We start from the raw sequence: 20,405 nt of genomic DNA on the forward strand, positions 1-20,405 counted from the left end.
AACTCCTCTATTTGTCTATGTTTCTGATTTACGTATAAGTATTATATTTTAGATAAGCTGCATTCACAGCTCATGCATAAATGAGACTGGTTCGGGCTAATATTCATCAATACTGTATATAAACTTGATTGAACTATATTGAATAACCAGTATGAATAAAATTAAAGTTGCTTTATGTGCCTCCTCCCATCTGCATCATATCAAATTCGATAGAATCTGGCACTTCCACAGAAAATACAATAACGTTGCATCGTAATCGCCTCGCAACTGTGATGGCATTTTCCTGCTCATGTGTGAGTTTTCCATCATTGCTGGCAATGCAGAACATCTTTTTACCTCCTTCATACCTCACCATAAAATCAAAGTAATGAGCATAATCCCTCAGAAATTCCGCAAGAAGTTGGAGCTCTTCCCAGGTATCACACATATGTATTCCTTTAGTGGCTGAATTTTCCACGTACCAATCCTTACTCATATATGGATACTTATTATATTGTTCTCTGATTTCCTCAAAAGATTTGAATATCTTTTGTAAATCCTTTTTCAAATTAATCCATTTCCATTTCTGTTCAGAGAAATGGCGCGCAGCAACTATTGCAACTATAGCATCCTTATCTTCCTGTTGAAGTATCATAATTAACACCTAAAATTCATCATCCTGTGCATAACTTCGATTATATTTTATGGCAATCTCTGCTTTCTTAAGCTCCCGTCCAAGATAACCAGCATGTTCCAGGGTAGATACAAGTTCCATATCAATAAGTGTATCCAGTATTGCTCGTGCAGTCGTACCCACAATGGCCGAGGTATCGTGCTCAGCGACAATTAAGCCTTTACATGTTCTTTTCTCATCAGGGATTATTCCGATTCGCACACTTCCAGCTGGATCTGTTTTCCACATTTTCCGCTCTTTAGCCCCAATATATCTGGCAGGAACTATTGCATCTGTACGGCGTCTTTTTTCTTTGAGTACCATAAGGTCTATGCCCAGGTCCTTTGGGGAACTCTGTCTTTCTGTGGCAAGTATCATCATTTGTGATGCGACTTTCAGTTCTCTTATAGATCCCTGTGTCTTATTACTGTACTCTGGGGTGAAAAGTATGCTAGCTCCCATGTCTGCTGCTATGCCGCAAAGTGTAGCGTTCACTCCCAGAGAATCAACATCAACTAGCTCGGTTACGTTTCCTGCTCCAAAGAAAACAGGAATCTCAGGGAACAATTTATGAAACTCATGGTAACGTACTATTGATGTGGCGATTCCATGGCCGATTGGATCAAGTACCGGGTCTGCAATTATCTTCCGAATGCCTATCTCTTTTGCTTTTCTTATGTTTTTCACAAGGCTGTCAAGACCTTCACAGCTATCGGGTATTATTACAGCAGCAATCCCCGCAGACGCTGTCAAGGGACCGATTTCTTCAAGATTGCTATTATCAAGACTTAACAAAAGGTCAATACCTGTTTCTATTGCGCGGGTAAGAAGTGCAGGATCAAGTGTATCGATGCTTATCGGCAGGGTGGTTACTTTCCTTGCTATTCGGATAGCACGCTCCACATCTTCTGGGGAAGCATTAAGGGATGCTCCAAGGTCTATCATGTCCGCGCCTCGGCTAACAAAGGCAAGTACTTTGTTTTCAAGAGTAATTGAATCCATGCCTGTAGCGTCTACGATCTCAGCCAGTACTTTCATACGGCTGTTTCCTCCAATCTTAAGATCTTTGATATGCATTAATGGCTTGCAGTCAGTTTCTATCTGTTCTATTTTTTCCAGGGCCAGTTTTCTTCTGACATCTGCAAGCAGTTCACAGGCTGGAACTTCGGTGGAAAACTCTATCTTACCTACAAAATCCAGAACATATCCAAGGTCATAAGCATGTTTTGGGCCAAGGTATATCTTACTGCCAAGCTCTTGAGCAGTTTTGGAAAAATCTCCAGATACCATGCCTGGCACGAAAATGATGTCATAATGCTTTTGCGGAAGCTGACCTTTAACAGCTTCTAGCAGTCTTCGTGGGGTTATGAATGCTGCTATATCAATATCTAGTACAATAATATGTGCTTTTGTACCTACAGCTTTCCTTACAGTATCTTGTGCAAGTTTTCCCGTAGCAACCAGGATATCCATGTAACCTAATTGTACAGATAGTTAAAAAGAATATCTACTGCTAAAAAAGAAAGGAGCCAGGTACAACAATGTGACCTGGATTTATTGCGTTCAGCCTATTATGTCGATTATTGATCCGCCATTCCTTCTCTGGCCAACTGGCTCAACAACGGACTGGCGTGTTCTGCCATAAGAAGCAGGTGAACTGTTGCTTGCTGTCTGTGGCATGCTACTTGCTAGATTTTTCGGACCCAGTACTTGTGCAGACTGAACACCTGTCATAATTGCCATAACACGTACCTTGCCTTCATAGTCTTCCCTGATCCTTGCACCCCATATGACATTAGCGTTAGGTGATAGTTCATAGGTAAGGGATGAAGCGATCTCTTCTGCTTCCTTCAGGCTGAGGTCAGGCCCTCCTGTAATGTGTACAAGGCTACCGGTTGCTCCTCTGTAGTCTACATCGAGTAATGGATGGTTCAATGCAATACGTACTACATCATTGCTCTTGTCCTGGTTCTTGCTCTCTCCTACGAGCATGACAGCAACGCCACCACAGCCCATGATCGCTCTAATGTCTGCGTAGTCAAGGTTAATAAGAGATGGCTGTGTGATGGTCTCAGTGATACCTTTTACTGTTTCTGCAATGAGCTGGTCCATGACTGAAAATGCCTGTTCTATGGGCAAGTTTGGTACGTATTCCAGCAATCTGTTATTGTCAAGCACGATCACAGTGTCTGCAGCTTTGCGCAGGTCCTCAAGTCCTTCTTCTGCCTTGACGGTCCTTGCTCTTTCTACTCTGAATGGACTGGAAACCATGCCTACTACTATGGCTCCCTGTTCTTTTGCGATCTCTGCCACAACAGGTGCTACACCGGTACCAGTACCTCCACCCATTCCTGCAGTGATAAATACAAGGTCACTTTCCTTAAAAATATCTTCAAGAGTGCCGCGGGCCAGTTCTGCAGCTTTTGCACCAACTTCCGGATATCCACCTGCACCAAGTCCGCGGGTAAGCGTTTTACCGACGAGGATCTTCTTGTCAGCTCGTATATTATCGAGATGCTGTTTGTCTGTGTTAATAGCAATGGTTTCTGCACCATCTATGCCGATGTTGTAGAGTCTGTTTACAGTATTGTTTCCTGCGCCACCACAACCCACGATCGTGATACGCGGCATTCCAAAACCGTCAAGCTGATCATCCACTGCTACTGTTTTTCTATACTCTCTATCCTTCTCTGTGTGTTTTAATGCTTCCTGTACTATGGATTGCACGTTCATCCCCTCATTGGATTACTGAGTACACTTGTGTAATGAACATGTGAATGACCCCATAAGCTGTAATATGTGGGTTTCCATGAATTCCTTATATGCGGAATTGTATCATTACGCTAGAGTGACTATATACATTTACTTGTTATTATACTTATGCGTTTATATTTAAAGCTAGAGGTAAGCTCAATGCTATGGTGCAGGACAGCTTGCCTCTTCCCTTTCTCTCTTGTAGTATAATTGTGGAAGTCTGCAGATGTCAGACAGTTTCCAGACTAACGGCGACCCAATTACCACCATCTTCTGGCATCTATCATCTTCATGCACAACTTAACCAGAGCTATACTTTACAGATAGATATATATATATGTGTTTGTCGAAGCCATTTTCATGTTCCGCCAAAAAAATGTAGGCTGGATTTATAATAGTTCACGATAGTCACTGAAAGCAAAAACATATAACAATTGTCATACATGAATGCAATATAAGGGATGTGTTTATGAATCTTCGTTCAAAGCATAGAAAGCAGGATCATAGAATGGCCATTGTATGGTTAAAGCAATTGTTTTTTGTAATTCTATTCCTCTTTTTAATGCCTTCTGCCATTGCGGCAGATGACATCACCGTTCTCGATGCCGGAAATTATAGTGATATTGCAGGAATATCTTTCCAGCAGTACATAATTGATCTGGATATGAGCTTTGCAGACGAGATACTTGCTCAGGAAACATGGACTTTATCCGGTGAAGGAAATATCACCACAATAGGTCTTTCAGTACCACAAGATGCTGTTATTATGCGTTTTCAAAAACAAGATATGTCCAATGTCACTTCTGCCGTAGACTTAGAATATAACCGGACAGGTGACCTTTTCTCCTTTAGTGACAATGTCCCTTCTATATCTTCAGAATCGCCACAGTTGTATAGTTTGGTATACCTTTTGCCTGAAAAATCTAATGGACAGTTCACCAAAGTACTAACTGTGCCAGGATATCAACCATCTTCCATTCACTCTCTTGTTCTTAACGTAAAAACGAATCAAAATGTTGACCCAGTGGTATTTGATGAAAATGGGATTTTATTGTCGTCAAATTCCCAAAAAGAAGGTAACATAACAACCTTCTCTTTTTCCCATCCTTCCTTCAATGATATCAGCGTGTCCACAAAAGAGCAAAGGGGATCGAATAATTTCATGTACTTTTCGGCTTTGTTCTTCATTGCCGGTCTGCTCGCTCTTGGTGGAGCTATCTATGTGAATAAAAAGAACAAAAATACGCATAAAAATGTGGACAACCGGGAGCTGGAATACAGGTACGCCGCAATACAGAAAGTCCTTTCCACAATTGATTCGGATCTAAAGGAAAAGATCATAGGTGAAGATGTTCACAGTGCAATGTCTGCCAAATACAAAAAAGAGGCATCTTTAATAAAGAAAAAACTGGAAAAAATGAAAAAACGTTGAGCGCGGCAGAAAGATGGGTGCAATTAGACGCCCTCTTTTTGCAGGTTCATTGTTTAAATGTATCACATTTAGTATTCTACTGTTTGGATTTTGTTAATACGGAACATCTTTTTTTAATTCCTTACATAATTCCTCACATATGCCCCCCATCTTCTTCCAATTCAATACAAGTTTTAAGTTCGAATAAGTAGCTAGTGATCTCATAATATATTTTATGGATTGTTTATCGAAATTCTGATCTTTCAATAGTTCTCTATAGTTTTTAATAAAAGAAGAAGCTGTGCGTATGCCTTTGACCTGTAATTTTGCCTTTAACGAATTACTAGCATCTTCAGTTGCCAAACATTTATAGAGAATTGCCTGGTCTACCCAGTCAATGATTCTATCAGATGGTATTTTTGTATCAAGGAATAGATCTACAATATCTGCTGTGGCCATCTGAGGCATATCCTCAATATCCTCTTCCTGTAATCTGGATTCATCCCAAAAAGTTATACCGTCCAAGTCACTTAGTGGTAAGTCTTTCTTCAAACTGGGTATCACTACAGGTGTTACTCTTTTCTTAATATATTCCCATGCCACTTCTGGGAAAAATCCAATCACAAAAGCTATAAGATAAAGGAAGTAAGGGAATGTATTCGTTTCTGAAGGCACCGTGATTGATATATTAAAGCTTTGGTTGCTAATATTATTTATAGAATAATTATATAGGGATGCTGTGGTAGTTTCTTCTGTTAGTATAAGACTTATGATCGATACAAGTATGACAGCCACAAGTATCCTCTTTGATACTATTGCAAAAGCAATTGCACGCAAGTCCTTGGATGTATACCGTCTGCACAACACTTCTATTGAAAAGAGATATGCTCCCAGAAAAGCAAAGTTGACTACTGGTGTTCCTATAAGCTGTAAACTTGTAGAATTTCCTATCACGTTTTCTTGCAGAGGTTGCGATGGGAATAATATCAGTAACCATCCTATTGTTATAAATATTGTAGCTAAAGAGACAAGTATGGTATCAAATAATGAAATTTCTTCGTATATGCGAACACTAATATCAACTTTTGATGTGCCATTTTCATATTTTTCCTTAATTGTTCCGGGTATATACCCATAAAGATCCTCAAAACGCTGAAGATAAAATCTTATAGGTCTTATGTTCAAGTGACTATTTGCATCTTTCTGTTTCAAAAGGCAAAGTCTATCCATTTTAATGATAAAATCATCTAATGTACTGTATATGCCTCTGGATATGAATGCACTGTACATAGTTGCCGGTAAGATGCTAGCTATTATAACAAATAGGGCTTTTATAATCAACAGTGGATTAGTAAACTTCAGATTATTGTACTTTACCACCGATGCTATCACTCCCAAACTACATAAAAATGGAATTAATAAGAGTACAGTTTGTTTAGCCAAAAAAATGTATCTTTTTACTCTAGACTTATTGGATGGATTATCCTTGATTCCAATTTTCAAAAGCACATACATTATAATGCTATACCAGAAATCTTGGCGAATTTCGGTTTGGATTTCTACCACTTTTTTTGTTTGTGAATCAATTTCCCCACTCATCTATAGGCCTCCAATACCTAAAACGGATTGATATCCCCACATTCAACCCCCGATTGTGGACATTATAACATAATATGACTACTCGAAATATATATGCTTGATGTTATGTGGAATACACGGTATATCCTATTCCTTTCCTTATTGCTCCAAACCTGAATCCTCTTCATAAGATGCACAAATATTTATCCGATACCCAAAGATGAAAGTGCATGTTAAAAGGTCTGATCTTTGACGTTGATGGTGTGCTCATGGATTCTATGCCCTATCATGCTGATGCCTGGGTGCAGACTTTCGAGGAGGCAGGCATCCATATCACGAATATGGATATATATGAGATCGAAGGCTCCAATCACAAAGGTGTTGTAGATCTCATTTTCCATAAGGCTGGATTGAAACCCAGCACATCTGATTATGAAATATTTCTAAAAAAGAAAAGGGAACATTTCCTACGTAACAACAGGGCAGAACCTTTCAAGGGTATGCAGGCATGCCTGAAGGCGCTGAAAAAGAAGTATAAACTGGCTGTAGCGTCGGGAGCTGACCGGACAATAGTAAATACACTAATGGATAGGTTCTATTCTGGTATCTTTAATACGATAGTTTCAGGTGAAGATGTTACTCGTGGAAAACCCGATCCTGAGCCTTACCTCACAGCAGCTAGGAAACTTGGGCTTGTACCTGAAGAATGCATGGTGATAGAAAATGCTCCATTGGGAGTAAAGTCTGCAAAAACAGCAGGAATCTATTGTGTGGCAGTCCCTACTTATCTTCCAGAAGAAAAATTAATAGGTGCCGACATGGTAGTTAGGGACCATGCCGAACTTATAGCTTATCTGTATAAACTTATCTGATTATACAAGACGAATGGTCTCGAGGTTTGTGAGCGCTCTTGTTTCCATCTTGTTCTTTTTATGGATGGAAGTTGCAAGATCGATACATGACCTTTCGTCTCCATGTTCTGTAAATATGCGTTCAGGTCTTGGTTTCATCTTTCGCACATATTCCATAAGCTGCCTGCGATCTGAATGGCCAGAGAACCCATCAACGATTTCCACGTTCATGTTCATGTGTATCACCTCTGTGCCCTTTCCGGTGTTAAGAGGTATCTCTTTCCAGCCCTTCTGGATCCTGCGACCCAGGGTCCCATCTGCCTGATAACCAACAAATACAAGAGTATTCCTTTCATCTTCGGCAAAGGCTTTGAAATAATCCATTACAGGACCTGCATTCATCATACCTGATGTAGATAGAATGACACAAGGCTCACGCTTTTCTATGATTTCATGCCTGAGCTCATTGGAATCTACAGGCTTGAAACATTCAGAAAGGAATGGATTCTCTCCCTTCTGGAAAATAAGTTTTCTAAGATCGTTGTTAAGATATTCTGGATATGTAGCGTGAATAGCTGTAGCTTCCCATATCATACCATCAAGGTACACAGGAACGTTATCTATCAGTCCTTTGCGTATGGCATCTTCCAGTACTATCATAACTTCCTGACTTCTTCCTACGGCGAAAGCTGGTATCAATACTATTCCCTTATTCTGAAGAGTGTTTTTTATTACCTGTTGCAGATGACTCTCTGCATCCTGCAGAGATGGCTGGATCGCATTTGAGCCTCCGTAAGTTGACTCCATTATCACACTTTCCACACGTGGGAACTTGTTAACGGCAGGGTCAAAAAGCCTGGTTTTCTCGTATTTGAAGTCGCCGGTAAAGACGACATTATGCAATCCATCTCCTATATGGAAATGGGAGATTGCAGAACCAAGAATGTGTCCTGCATTGTGGAATGTGAGTTTAATATCAGGCGCAATGTCTGTAACCTCTTCATAATCCAGGACAATGGTATGTTTAAGAACTTCACGCACATCTGCTGAAGAATATGGAGGCCTTTTACCTTCCTTGGAAGCTACATCTATAAAATCAAGCTCTAACAATGCTGTCAGATCCCTTGTAGGGGGTGTGCAATACACAGGTCCCTCAAATCCATATCTATATAATAGTGGCAAAAGACCCTGATGATCCAGGTGAGCATGTGTAATAACTACTGCATCGAGTTTACTCAAAGGTGAAACTTCTGGAACGTATAGGTAAGGAGTCATGTTTTCTTCAGAACCAACATTAACACCACAATCTATCATTACGCAGGATTCAGGAGTAGAAAGCAGGAAACAACTTCTTCCGACCTCTTTACATCCCCCTAGTGCTGTGACTCTAACCCATTGATCTTTGGAAGTGCATTCTCTGTGTATTTTACGACCCACGGTTTTGAGAATTTCTTTCCTTTCTTTGTGGTTCGTTTTCATGAATTCGCGGATATTCTTTACTGTCCTTGATGATATGGGTGGAGCACGCACAACTTTTGGTGTCCATCCTATCTTTTTTGTGATCTCTCTTAAAGTCTCCCCGTGTTTCCCAATTACAAGGCCTGGTTTTTCGGCTTCAATTATGACTTCTCCAACATCCGGATCAAAGTGATAATTGGCTATAGCTGAGTCTTCAGGTACAGTTTCAACGATTTTTTTGACAGATTCTTCAGGTGGCAGCAAAACCTTTGGGTCTGGACGTACGACTATGCGTGTCCTTAGAGTCTTTGCAAGGTTTCGTACTATGTTACCATTGTCAGCAAAACTCCATGGGTTTTCAGTATACATCACGAGTTGCGGACCTTCGAACTCTACACTAGAAATAGTAGTGCCTTTCGGCAATTTTTCGTCTATTTTTTGTTTTAGATCAGCTAATACTTCATCTATTGCCATTAAAAGCCTTCCTTTGAGAAAAATAAAAAAATATAAAATTTTGATCTATGCAAGATAGAACAGATATCAACACAAAGTCAACAGAATTTCAGAACAATCTCAATTTAATTTATCCCTGTACTGTTGAACTTCCTCTTCTTCCAATCGATTGAATTTGTCGGCAGTTATTACTACAACATCAATTCCATTACCTGATGCTGAATCACGCTTCATTGCATTATGTAACGCGCGTATTGCCAGCTCTACTCCTTCCTCAACGGACATCCCGTCCATGAACCGATCCTCTAATACTCCATAAGCCATTGGTGAACCAGATCCAGTTGCTACAGCTTTGGTCTCTTCGATTGTACCTCCAAGAGCATCAAGAGAAAATATGGAGGGACCATTCTTATCCACACCGCCTACAAGCAGCTGGACCATAAGGGGATAGTAGCGCTGCCCGCTTAAGATGTTTGACAGAAGTGTAGTAATACCTTTAATAGTCATAGGCTCTTTACGCCTCATTTTATAAAGATGAGACTCAACACTCATTATGCGCACTATCTGTTGAGCATCTCCTACGGATCCTGCAGTGGTCATACCTACAAGATCATCTATCTGATAAATTTTTTTGGCTGTCTTGCTGGCTATGAAATTTCCCATAGTTGCACGTCTTTCCGTAGCAAGTACCACGCCTTTATCACAAACTATGCCTACAGTAGTTGTACCTTTTAAATATTTATCATCGACCATCAGTATACCTCATCGTCGCAAAATGAGAAAATTTTGACAAAAAGATAATATCTGTAACCCAGACACAGTATTGATTAGTTAGATTATATATAAGCCTTTCCATGGATGCAGCATCAGGTCAGCAAAAACAGTTCAGCAGGCAATGTAATTTCAATATACGCCTATTTCTTCTGCCAGCAAGATGATACGTGCTGTACTTTCATCACTAAAACGCTTCTGCTTCATCTTTTGCCTCAGCTGCACCATGCTTATCTTTTCATTGCCTGAAATGAAGTTATCGGCATGTGCCACGATCTTCTCTTCGAGGGTTGATGGCATGTAATCATCATCTGGCAGACCAAGTTCTTTTGCTTCCTCTCTGGTAATACCCGCACCTATATGCTTTTTTATTATATTGACTATCAATGGGTCAAGACCTAGTTGCATAGCTATATCGGCACCTATCACAGCATGATCTATACCATGGCTTCTGGATCTTCCAAGGTCATGAAGCAAGCCGCCTATTATTACCAGTTCTATATCCACCGTTTTTCCAGAAGCTGCCAGTTTTTCAGCGATTTCTGAAGCATATTCAGAAACAGCTCTACAATGGACGATTACCTTCTCAGAGCAGCCTTCATCTCTGAGGATTTGCAGTGCTCTGTCCGGTGAGATCATATCATCTGCTTTCCAGGTTTTTGATCCTTTCCTGTATCGTCTGCATAAAAGGTGCATTGTCTTGGTGTATCATATCTTCGCCACAATCCGGGCACATGAACATGCATTCTGAAGCCTGTTTAAAGTCCATTCTTACGCAGCCTTCCGGACACACATAAAACACATTGGATTCTTCGAATTCCTTACGCACTTTCAGGTTCTTCACGAGCCTTTTTTTCTCTTTGACAAGCTGCTTCTCAATATCGGACATATCAAGAGTCCAGAGATATGTAAGCCACCCGCTACTGGCATCTCTTTCCCTTCTGCAAATAGCAAGCTTGTTTTCATTCAATATGAATAGGGTTCTCCTTACTATATTGAGAAGTATGCCTGTGGCCTGGGCTATTTGCTCATCAGTGACTTCACCTTCGGGCATTTTTTCGATCATCAACAGTCCTTCTTCGCCCACGAGCCGAATTAGGTATCCTCGGATAACAGGATCATTCATATCTATCAAAAAACTCACCTCAAGAATAGGTTGCTAATCTGTCTTATTGTCATATTAATATTTGCACATCATGTGCAAGTTGCTTTCTATTTAAAGGCAATTGGTCAATTATCTAATAGTACCTTTATCTTTCCAGAATCTCGTCTTAGTGAATCGAACACTTCTTTCCGATTTGCAGCTGTACACAGGAGAGAGGTTACAGGATAGTCTTCATACGCAATGTAACCCGGTTGAGGTATATCTGCTATATTTTGCTGATGCATCAGATCTAAAACTTGTGTATTTAGTATAAGTTCTTTACTTGCATATATTATACATCTTCCTGCATATTTCTTAATCTCCTCTCTTCTTTCGGGTACCTCTCCTTCAAATGCTTTTATATGTGCTTCAAAAAGGTTAATTCCAGTAGCCAGTTCTACTGTATCCAGACTTCCCTGAAACCTGGGGTTTATTTCTATTATTTCAGGTCCGTCTTCTTTCACAATAAAATCTATGCCGACAGATCCCATAAGTCCAAGTTCTCTTACAAGCTTTTCGGAAATGTTGCACATTTCTTCGGTATAGTTACCTTCATATGGTGTGATATTGCCACAATAAGCAAATTGCATCCTTGTCAGCCAGGGAACTCCTATCATCTGTTCATTGACAGCTACAGCTACTACTTTGTCCTTACTGGCGATCAGTGAAACGCTTGAAGGAATGCCTTCGATAAACTCCTGCATCATAAGGTCACTATGGCAAAAAGAGGGTTCATCTTCCATAATATCTGTCACAGCTGCTACAAGCTCCTGCTCGCTCCTGGCTATCCGGTTAAATATTCCTCCCCCTCCTTTGCGGGGTTTTATGATCACAGGGAATCTATCCGGCTTGCAGTTTATATTCTCATAAACATGCGGATGAGGATATCCGGACTCTGCAAGCCAATGTGAAAGAGTGAATTTATCCTGTACCATTTGGATATGCTCTGGTTCACTGGCCAAGACGGGGTATGGCAACGAACTGAAGTTCATTGACTCAAATCCGGAACATGGGATCAATGCATCAAAATCGACTTCGAATCCCTTTATCATGTTAAATATAGTATCTTCTGCATCTTTGCTTCTGATGTCCAGGTCTTTGGGCAACTCCTTTGTGGCAATGCAGCATCCTACAGTATCCTGGTCGCAAAAGGCATCTATTGCATACATATTGTAACCTGCTCTGCTGCCGGAACATACAATATTGCGGGTACTGAAACCAATTACAAGGATGTTCAAAAGATCAATCCTTTTATATCTTGTTAGTTCTCCATTCGGGAGGTAAGATGAATAGCGTTTCTTCTATTCTTATAACCGGGATCTCACCATCTTCAACTGGTGAAAAACCTATGGGTTTCTTTACATTCACAGTCCTGAACGTGAACGGGTCTAATATCATAAGTTCGTTTTCTTCTTCAGAAACAACAACTGCATCTACTGTATCCCTTATATGCCCTACCTGTTTTGCCTGTACGGTTTCCTCTTCTGTGGCAATAAAGCGAGAGCTATCCATAAGGTTAGTGCCAGTTAGCTTCTTTCCCATGTGTTTTACAACAATTTTCCTGTTTCCGATAGCAATGATATCTCCGGGTGTAAAGCGTGGAAGCCTCATGGAAAAAGTTATCCTGTATATCTCCTTGCCATCTTTTTGGCCGAACAATGACGGAGATTCAGAAAACGTACCGCCTATTTCTTCTGTTATGGCTTTACAAATATGTCTGCCGGAATTAACAGATCCGATGTAAAGGTCTAAGCCTTCTTTTGATTTGATCGTGTCAGTTATGAATGCAAGCCTGTCACCTTTGTCGCGCATCCTGTCAATTGTCAGGTTCACAATTCGCATGCATGCATCTAATTCATCTTCACTGGGAATTCTCTCGGCGGCTCTTATCTGAATGATTCCTTCGAAATAACCCCCAGACATTCGGCTGCACATCTCACATGATTCTCGTAAGATCCTGATTTCAGTAGAAAGTTCAGAACTTACTGGTTCCCCCTGAATTCTTGCAACTACTTCTACTTCCGCCTTGTACATATGCGGGGTTAATTGGCGGGGATTTATGCAAATCTCAATATCTTCTGCTGCTTCATGGATTGAAAGGGAATCTTCAATTGTTTTCAATACAACACTTTCAACATCATATTCATCTGTCCACCTGCCACGGGTAAAACGTGCTCCACAAGTTGCACATATCTTTGCCTGTAGTACCTGAGGTAGCTGGGCCAGCACAAAATTCTCAAAAAAGCATTCCTTGCAAATACCGCTGAGCAATATAGAAGTATTATTCCCGCATTTAGGGCAAATGGTAGAAGTCATTGCAATTCATAATGTGTGTGATTAAATAGGACTTTCGGTCGGTAGCTTTTTTTGTTTGAAAAATGTGTACCCTTAAAGGGCACACCGATCAGACGGCTTCCGTCCAGTTGCAGTATTTGCATTTGTAATCGAAATAGTTGGCTGCGCAGAATTTGCATACCCTAGCAGGCGAATGTGGTTCTTTCTTGTGCAGGGCTATTATGTTCGTCATCATGGTCGCAGTTACCGGTTCACTAGTAAGCAGGCACGGGAAATCTGCAAGTCTCATAAGAGCAGAGAACCTGACTGTGATGGCACATGCCGGATAAGTGTACCACTGCGGGTTATTGAGTACCGTATTTCTTTCTATGGGACTCAGGTCAATAGTTATCCCCTGAACTACACAACCTGCACCTCTGGGTTTGTGATCTATGATCCTTTCTCCTTTCTCTATAAGGTCAATGAAATCAACATTATGCAATTCTGCAGCAGCACCTCTTTTTGGATTATTGAGCACAAGGTTATGGAATCTTTTGACCAAAAGATCCAGCACCATCATGGTGGTGAAGCCATCCATCCATAGTATCTTTGTAGCCGCTGCAGCTGCTGCATCTGTGGCAATTGTGAGCGGAGAATATTCATTCTTGAATTTTCCCCTGGCTTTCTCCATTGTAGCTTCCATTACCTCAGTAACAGCGTTGATCACAGCCATCACCACGTCGTCCTTGGTCATGTTGAACATGGACTGTGATATGTGATGTGCCACATCACCTACTCCGTAGGCAGGTACAGTGACTATATTGCCATAGAACACTTCATCGTCAATTGCATTCTTTACTGTCTTTTTCATCTTGTCCTTATACTGTGCCATATATTTACGCACATCAAATGAGGTATGTCCCGCTTCATCCATGAGCTTAGCCTGAGCATCCACAGGCGTATCATAGACCATCTTCAGCATTGATATCTCTTCTTTCATAGCTTCGGACAACGTTTTGCCATCCTCTATAGCCATCTGGAACTTCGCTCCCACTCCATAGGAAGTGTTCATGCCCCATGATTTAGAGGAGAGGATAGCGCGTTTGTGGTCCAGTGGTATGTCCATTTTCTGCAGGATCCTGTTGACCACATTACTGGTACTTCCAGGTACAAATGCAAAGTCTACTACACAGGTGGGCCCGTAGAAACCTCCATACCTGCGCACAGACTCTCTGCCGATCAAAGCTTCAGACCTGCCTATCTCATCCACGAACTTTTCTACGGATCTCTTGAAAGCCGGGTCTTCCTCATACAGGATCTCCATTATGGGAGGTGTCTGGTAATGCTCCACAAAAGGATCATCTTCAGGCCTGACGGTATCTGTAAGTCCTGTCAGCACATTGAAATGTGTATTAACGGAATCCATGTGAAGGGCAAAAACAGACTTGGCTTGTTCTCCCATCGGTTTCATTTTATTAACAGCATCAACATAAGGCTGTGCATCCTTTACCTTGAACTTGGTTCCACGTTTCGCATTTATTGTATTGACTACAGCTCTTTGTGCAGCCATGGCTTCTATAGCCATTTTATCGTATAGTTCTTTCATATACAAACCCCACTTTTTGGATAGCTGTTGCAATCAATGGGTATCCGTTCCACTAAATAGGAACGCAAAATGGCAATTCACGGCCAGATAAACTAACTTTAAATTCGAATATCAACAAATCCAAGATCTGCTCCCCATAGGATTGCTAACACCCTTTTAAAAATGGGAGCAGATAATATAAAAAATAACCCCTTCTTAATAAAAAGAAGCAGAATTTCAAATATTTAAGGAATACTCCATATTGCCTGCTCCCATCTTTGCAGCATATTCAAGATGTATTCTCGGATCGATACCCCATACATCGGTTATCGAATGCATACACCCCTCTTCAACTATTTTTTTGTTGATAAGGTCAAGGCTTGCCTTGTCTATGGAGACCGGATCCATTGAAGCAAGCATACCCACATTTCCGGCGAAAACCGGTGCGGAGAAATTGAAACAATCGCATCCGGGAGTCAGATCAAATATCCAGTTGATATATCCTATCTTTCCGGGAAGCAGTTTGAGTGGTCCAAGAGCAGCTTCTCCCAGGCGGGCTTGTATTTCTGTGGTATGCCCTTCAGATGGTACTATGGCTTCAAATCTGCATGATCCCAAGCATGATTGTTCTCCTCTACAAGTGTTTTTATCGATATTCGCTTTACAATTTACCAGGGATATGGCATCCCAGGGGCATGCCTGCAAGCATTTACCACATCCGACGCAGCTTTCCAGGTCAACATCCGGCTTTCCAGGAGCATGCACTTTTGCTTTCCCTGTCTTGTCTAAACATCCCATGCCAAGGTTCTTGACAGCACCACCAAAACCAGATGCAGGATGGCCTTTGCAATGCGAGATCATGATCATGGCATCAGCTTTTGCAATGGCGGAAGCTACTGTTATCTCGTCTATATATTCTCCTCCTATGGGTACTGTAACACTGTCATCCCCAAGAAGGCCATCTGCAGGAATGAAAGGAGCATTCATGCTTCCATCTGTGAATCCATTTACAGCTGCTGTCCAGAGGAGTTCAGCACCATTGAAGCGCTTTCCACCGTACAGCACTGTGGTATCAGTTATGAATGGTATTCCTCCGGCTTCTTTTACAAGATCAACTAGAGTACGCACTATGACTGGGCGCACATAGGTCGTATTACCATATTCTCCGGGATGTATCTTGATGGCTACCAGATCGCCTTCTTCCACCACTGGTATTTTTTGGAAAAGCTCTTTTATCTGATCTATCTGTGTATTTGTTGGTCCTATCTCTGCAGCTGATCTAAAAAATACTTCACTCATATTGTTTCCTCCGGCAACATCTTATCAAAGTCATTTTGGAACATAACGATATAAAAGCATATGTGATTGGTGTATGCTAATGTTGATGATGTGTTTCAATATGAATATTTTACTTTCTAAGAGTGAAAAAGTGTAGAGATTTATATTACACTTATTGTATAGGTATGCTCTGAGATGCCTTTGTTGGCAATGATACTGTAAATGTACTGCCTTTTCCAACCTCACTTTCCAGTGATATTGTACCATTGTGCATTTCCACCATTTTTTTTACAAGGGAAAGCCCCAACCCCGTTCCAACATATTTTCGGCTGAGGGTAGAATCAATTTGTTTAAATGGCTGAAACAATTTTTTTTGGTCCTGAGGAGAAATGCCAATTCCTGTATCCTTTACCTGGATATTAATATTTTTATCTTTGATAAATGAAGAAATAGTTATATATCCCTCAGGAGGTGTGAATTTAATAGCGTTTCCAGTTAGATTTACTAATATTTGTTTAACTTTACTCTTATCAGCTATTATGATCTCTTCTTCGAGATGAGATATTTCAAGTAGTATCTTATTTTTATCGGCCAAAGGTTTAAGACTCGTCACAACTTCATCAACAATCTGTTTTACAGATACTTCCTCATAATTTAGGCTCATCTTATGTGCTTCTATTTTTGAAAGGTCTAGAATATCATTGATTATGTTCAGCAGATCTTTTCCACTATTTGATATATTTCTTGCATATCGTGTCTGCTTATCATTTAGTTCACCAGAGCTTCCGGTAAGAAGCAGATCTGAGAATCCAATTATTGAATTAAGGGGTGTACGCAATTCATGGCTCATATTTGCAAGAAATTCACTTTTGGCACGATTCAAAGATTCTGCAAGGATTTTATCTTCAAGTGCTTTTCTCTTTTCTTCCATTTCCCACAAAGATCTTTTGTGCAGAAGGCAGGCTTCAAGTGAAAACGCAAATTTGGATATGACATTATTCAGTTGGTTAACTGTGTATTCGGGATCTTCAAGTTCTTTTGTCCAATAGAGTTTCAATCTACCATAATTTTTAAGGGGATAAATAATACATGAACCTGTTGTGAATTTCTTTTCTGCAATAAAATCCTTGAACCTCTTATCCTGTGAATTTATGTGAAGGACGCTTTCATTTAAGATATCGGAAAATATTGGGTGTGAAAGTGGAATTGTCCGTCGTATAATATAGTACTCAGGATTCGCATATACCAGACTGGCAGTCTCTGTCTCAGTAAAAGAGAGATATTCATCCTTTATCCAGACAGAAACGTAAGTGAGTCTTTTTCTTGACATCAGTTTTTTTAGAAAGGCATCACAATTATCGACTATATCAAGTGAATTCCCTATAGAAAGAGAGAGTTCATAGAGAAGAGACATTTGGTTAAAGATTTCAGTGTGCTGTATCTGTTGATTCATGGAATACTCCGATTACAATAGTTTTATTGAATAATTCCAGGACGCCTTCTTCTCTTGAGGCGATCTCTCCCAAAGATAGAACACCTTCAGGAACTACATGAATATTCCTCGATTCAAAACCTTTCATTATTGTTCTTATCTCTTCTTTAAAATCATCTTCCAGAAACATTGATCTGGCTATGCAATCCATCACAAGACAATGATTTACATCCATGTCACCAGCAGATAAAGAATCTTCTAACGCAGTTTCTGCGGATTTGATTAGTGATAATTTCTCCCCTTTCAGGATGTTAATAATTGCGTTTTCAGGAACCTCTCCGGCACAGATTAATTCTCCCTTCTCATTTACCTTAAGGGGATCTCGTACAATGTCCTCAGCACCTTCGCAATAGATTCCAAAAGCATAATTCAGTGAAATTTCAAAAAAATTAGCTGGATCGATCTTTCTTCCAGAATCTGTTTCTATTGCTTCTTGATACACTTCAAATGCATTTTTCCAATTAAGCTCCTTGATGACATTTCCCTCGCTTTTAGTTACAATTATCGGACCCATGATCCTATGCCAGCCATGCTGCACTCCAAGTCCACATTTTGCATCAACAAAAGCTATTATTGCACTATCCTGGAAAAAACCATCAGAATTAAAGATACATGGCTGTTCCTTGAAAGAGGGAGTACCTGCACCTCCTCCAAAGTAGTGGACAGAATCAGCATATACATTATAAACTGAAGATAGGAATGAATATATTTTAGGGGACAGTCCATCTGCAATAATAAATGCAGTTGGTTTATATTTATACGATTTATCTAGTGGTGTGTAGTAACTACTTAAATCTTTAGAGGGTTCACTGATGTTCTGTATTAATATTGGTCGCTGTATCACAGGAAAGGCATGAATTATTGCTCCAGTGTGATATTTTTCAGCACCATATATAAGCCCCGGAAATATTCCACCAAAGAAATCAATTTTCTTTTTGTTGAGTTCAGATATCAAATGTAAGACTTCTGGGGGTTCTTGCCCGGCAAGCAATATGAGAACTGTTTTGTTCTTCAGAACATTTAGTTGCTCTATGCCATTGACTATTTCTTCTACATTCGAAGTCGGGATATACATCAAAACCTCTGATTATGATCATATTTTAAAGTAATGTCAACTAAGTTTGTATTTCCTTTTGGGAATTGTATCCAAGAGCCCTTTATTTAACGATGTTATTCTTGCACATTTATATATCTTTATGTGGTATAATATTAATGTAGTAATCGATGCTAGAAATACTTTATCTAATTACTTTTTGATTAATTTTATTTATGGTCACGAGTCTTCAAAAAAATGGCTACTTTCAAATTTCCTTGTCTATGAACTACATGCATCTATCTGTTGATTCATGAAATACTCCTACCACAATAGTCTTACTCAAATATTCAAGCATATCTCCATTCATTGAAGCAATCTCTCCTCCAGATAGCACTCCTTCTGTTGTAATATTAATTCCTTTAAGTCCTAATATATTCTTAATAGCTCTAAGTTCCTCATCAAAATAATTTTGAAGGAATATGGCTCTTCCAATGCAATCTATAACAAAACAGTGTTGAATTTCCATGTTTTCTTGAACTAAGCAATCTTCTAAAGCTTGCTCTGCAGAGTTTATAAGTAAATATTTGTTGCTCTTCATTATGTTTAGTATTGTATTTTCAGGTACTTCCCCAGCACAGAAAAGTTCTCCTTTCTCATTTGTTCTGAATATTTCTCTTATAATATCTTCATGTCCCTCTATATATATTCCAAATGGATAATGACTGGAGATTTGATAAAAATTATTCATTTTTAGTTCTTTTTTAGCATCATCTTCAATTGCACTTTCGTACACTGATAGAGCATTTTTCCAGTTTAGTTCTTTGATCACATTTCCTTCGCTTTTTGTTACAATTATTGGGCCACTATACCTTTCCCATCCGTGATGTACACCTAATTTACATTTTGTGTCAAGGAAACATATTGTGGCTGCATCTTCAAAGAAACCATCGGGAGTAAAAATACACGGTTTCTGCTCAAAGTCCAAAAACCCTGCACCGCATCCGATATATTTAACAGAATCAGCAAGTCTATTATATAGTGAAGAAAGAAACGAAGATATATTAGAAGACATGCAGTCAACGATTATAAATGCAGTTGTGTTATCTCTGCTCATAGGTTCAAATGAATCTATCAGGTTTTCCAGATCGTTTGATGACTTGCTGATACTTTTTATAAGAACAGGAGGTTGCATTGTAGGCATAATCAGGATTATAGCTCCTGTGTGGTATACTTTAGAATCGTATATTAGTCCCGGGAAGATACCTCCAATAAAATTAATTTCTATTGTGTTCAGTTCAGATATTAAAGAGTCAATATTTGGAAGCTGGTTCTGAGAGAGCAATATAATTGCAGTTTCATTGTAATTGATTCTGAGTTCCTTTATGGTATTGCAGATATCTTGAACATTCGCATTTGGTAAATACATGTCTTCCTCTAGCATTCGAATTGATGGTAAATCATATTCAACAATATCATGAATTACAATGGCTTTTCCAAATGTTTTCTGTAACTCATGATATTGATTGAAAATGAGGATATATTTCATATTATATTACATTATATTATCTTATTCTTTTTATAAACGCTCATTGGTTAATCCTAAATAATTCACTGATCTTGCTATGTATTGTTATTTCGCGCAGAAGTCTATATGATATCTATATTTCT

General features: G+C 39.6%; 17 protein-coding genes. 2 read left to right on the forward strand and 15 right to left on the reverse strand.

What is annotated here, in order from left to right; translation table 11 throughout:
* Positions 1–172 precede the first annotated feature (172 nt).
* The 3 genes from ACC612_RS05325 to ftsZ form a co-directional block, all read right to left on the reverse strand.
* Entirely contained in the window at positions 173–634 is a 462-nt protein-coding gene (locus ACC612_RS05325) for a hypothetical protein (protein ID WP_371853450.1), read from the reverse strand.
* Positions 635–643: 9 nt separating this feature from the next.
* Positions 644–2,125, reverse strand: coding sequence for a dihydropteroate synthase-like protein (locus tag ACC612_RS05330; RefSeq protein WP_371853452.1), 1,482 nt, complete (start codon positions 2,123–2,125; stop codon positions 644–646).
* A gap of 90 nt (positions 2,126–2,215) precedes the next feature.
* A complete protein-coding gene (ftsZ, locus tag ACC612_RS05335; protein WP_371853454.1) occupies positions 2,216–3,379 on the reverse strand; it encodes a cell division protein FtsZ in 1,164 nt (387 codons plus the stop codon).
* A 496-nt stretch (positions 3,380–3,875) separates the two neighbouring features.
* Between ftsZ and ACC612_RS05340 the strand changes: the two genes are divergently transcribed.
* Positions 3,876–4,838, forward strand: a complete 963-nt coding sequence (locus ACC612_RS05340; protein ID WP_371853455.1) for a hypothetical protein — start codon at positions 3,876–3,878, stop codon at positions 4,836–4,838.
* 93 nt (positions 4,839–4,931) lie between these two features.
* Here the strand turns inward: ACC612_RS05340 and ACC612_RS05345 are convergent, their stop codons facing one another.
* Entirely contained in the window at positions 4,932–6,047 is a 1,116-nt protein-coding gene (locus ACC612_RS05345; RefSeq protein ID WP_371853456.1) for a hypothetical protein, read from the reverse strand.
* Positions 6,048–6,625: 578 nt separating this feature from the next.
* Between ACC612_RS05345 and ACC612_RS05350 the strand changes: the two genes are divergently transcribed.
* On the forward strand, positions 6,626–7,267 hold the full coding sequence (locus ACC612_RS05350; protein WP_371853458.1) for an HAD family hydrolase: 642 nt from the start codon (positions 6,626–6,628) through the stop codon (positions 7,265–7,267).
* Here the strand turns inward: ACC612_RS05350 and ACC612_RS05355 are convergent, their stop codons facing one another.
* From ACC612_RS05355 to ACC612_RS05405, 11 genes are all read right to left on the reverse strand, one after another.
* Positions 7,268–9,178 carry a beta-CASP ribonuclease aCPSF1 gene (locus ACC612_RS05355; RefSeq protein ID WP_371853459.1) on the reverse strand — a complete coding sequence of 637 codons (1,911 nt, stop codon included), beginning with the start codon at positions 9,176–9,178 and terminating at the stop codon, positions 7,268–7,270.
* 99 nt (positions 9,179–9,277) lie between these two features.
* A complete protein-coding gene (gene psmB, locus ACC612_RS05360) occupies positions 9,278–9,910 on the reverse strand; it encodes an archaeal proteasome endopeptidase complex subunit beta (RefSeq protein ID WP_371853460.1) in 633 nt (210 codons plus the stop codon).
* A 150-nt stretch (positions 9,911–10,060) separates the two neighbouring features.
* A complete protein-coding gene (locus ACC612_RS05365) occupies positions 10,061–10,567 on the reverse strand; it encodes a TIGR00295 family protein (RefSeq protein WP_371853461.1) in 507 nt (168 codons plus the stop codon).
* A gap of 1 nt (position 10,568) precedes the next feature.
* Positions 10,569–11,063 (reverse strand): transcription factor, encoded by a 495-nt coding sequence (locus ACC612_RS05370; protein ID WP_371853462.1) that lies wholly within the window; start codon positions 11,061–11,063, stop codon positions 10,569–10,571.
* Positions 11,064–11,158: 95 nt separating this feature from the next.
* Positions 11,159–12,310 carry an ATP-grasp domain-containing protein gene (locus ACC612_RS05375; RefSeq protein ID WP_371853463.1) on the reverse strand — a complete coding sequence of 384 codons (1,152 nt, stop codon included), beginning with the start codon at positions 12,308–12,310 and terminating at the stop codon, positions 11,159–11,161.
* Between the two features lie 13 nt (positions 12,311–12,323).
* Positions 12,324–13,388 carry a 60S ribosomal export protein NMD3 gene (locus ACC612_RS05380; RefSeq protein WP_371853464.1) on the reverse strand — a complete coding sequence of 355 codons (1,065 nt, stop codon included), beginning with the start codon at positions 13,386–13,388 and terminating at the stop codon, positions 12,324–12,326.
* Positions 13,389–13,476: 88 nt separating this feature from the next.
* Entirely contained in the window at positions 13,477–14,952 is a 1,476-nt protein-coding gene (locus ACC612_RS05385; RefSeq protein WP_371853465.1) for a DUF2193 domain-containing protein, read from the reverse strand.
* A gap of 216 nt (positions 14,953–15,168) precedes the next feature.
* Entirely contained in the window at positions 15,169–16,230 is a 1,062-nt protein-coding gene (locus ACC612_RS05390; RefSeq protein ID WP_371853467.1) for a DUF362 domain-containing protein, read from the reverse strand.
* A gap of 151 nt (positions 16,231–16,381) precedes the next feature.
* Positions 16,382–17,662 carry a sensor histidine kinase gene (locus tag ACC612_RS05395; protein WP_371853468.1) on the reverse strand — a complete coding sequence of 427 codons (1,281 nt, stop codon included), beginning with the start codon at positions 17,660–17,662 and terminating at the stop codon, positions 16,382–16,384.
* On the reverse strand, positions 17,637–18,692 hold the full coding sequence (locus ACC612_RS05400; protein WP_371853469.1) for an FIST signal transduction protein: 1,056 nt from the start codon (positions 18,690–18,692) through the stop codon (positions 17,637–17,639). Before ACC612_RS05400 ends, ACC612_RS05395 begins: the two co-directional genes overlap by 26 nt.
* 331 nt (positions 18,693–19,023) lie before the next feature.
* Entirely contained in the window at positions 19,024–20,283 is a 1,260-nt protein-coding gene (locus ACC612_RS05405) for an FIST signal transduction protein (RefSeq protein ID WP_371853470.1), read from the reverse strand.
* Positions 20,284–20,405 lie beyond the last annotated feature (122 nt).

The sequence above is a fragment of the Methanomethylovorans sp. genome (assembly GCF_041447285.1).
Lineage (GTDB): Archaea > Halobacteriota > Methanosarcinia > Methanosarcinales > Methanosarcinaceae > Methanomethylovorans.

Excerpts from the sequence above, each read along its gene's own strand:
- ACC612_RS05325 (WP_371853450.1), bottom strand. The coding sequence starts at position 634 with ATGATACTTCAACAGGAAGATAAGGATGCTATAGTTGCAATAGTTGCT.
- ACC612_RS05330 (WP_371853452.1), bottom strand. The coding sequence starts at position 2,125 with ATGGATATCCTGGTTGCTACGGGAAAACTTGCACAAGATACTGTAAGG.
- ACC612_RS05340 (WP_371853455.1), top strand. The coding sequence starts at position 3,876 with ATGAATCTTCGTTCAAAGCATAGAAAGCAGGATCATAGAATGGCCATT.
- ACC612_RS05345 (WP_371853456.1), bottom strand. The coding sequence starts at position 6,047 with ATGGATAGACTTTGCCTTTTGAAACAGAAAGATGCAAATAGTCACTTG.
- ACC612_RS05350 (WP_371853458.1), top strand. The coding sequence starts at position 6,626 with ATGTTAAAAGGTCTGATCTTTGACGTTGATGGTGTGCTCATGGATTCT.
- ACC612_RS05355 (WP_371853459.1), bottom strand. The coding sequence starts at position 9,178 with ATGGCAATAGATGAAGTATTAGCTGATCTAAAACAAAAAATAGACGAA.
- psmB (WP_371853460.1), bottom strand. The coding sequence starts at position 9,910 with ATGGTCGATGATAAATATTTAAAAGGTACAACTACTGTAGGCATAGTT.
- ACC612_RS05365 (WP_371853461.1), bottom strand. The coding sequence starts at position 10,567 with ATGATCTCACCGGACAGAGCACTGCAAATCCTCAGAGATGAAGGCTGC.
- ACC612_RS05380 (WP_371853464.1), bottom strand. The coding sequence starts at position 13,388 with ATGACTTCTACCATTTGCCCTAAATGCGGGAATAATACTTCTATATTG.
- ACC612_RS05385 (WP_371853465.1), bottom strand. The coding sequence starts at position 14,952 with ATGAAAGAACTATACGATAAAATGGCTATAGAAGCCATGGCTGCACAA.
- ACC612_RS05390 (WP_371853467.1), bottom strand. The coding sequence starts at position 16,230 with ATGAGTGAAGTATTTTTTAGATCAGCTGCAGAGATAGGACCAACAAAT.
- ACC612_RS05395 (WP_371853468.1), bottom strand. The coding sequence starts at position 17,662 with ATGAATCAACAGATACAGCACACTGAAATCTTTAACCAAATGTCTCTT.
- ACC612_RS05405 (WP_371853470.1), bottom strand. The coding sequence starts at position 20,283 with ATGAAATATATCCTCATTTTCAATCAATATCATGAGTTACAGAAAACA.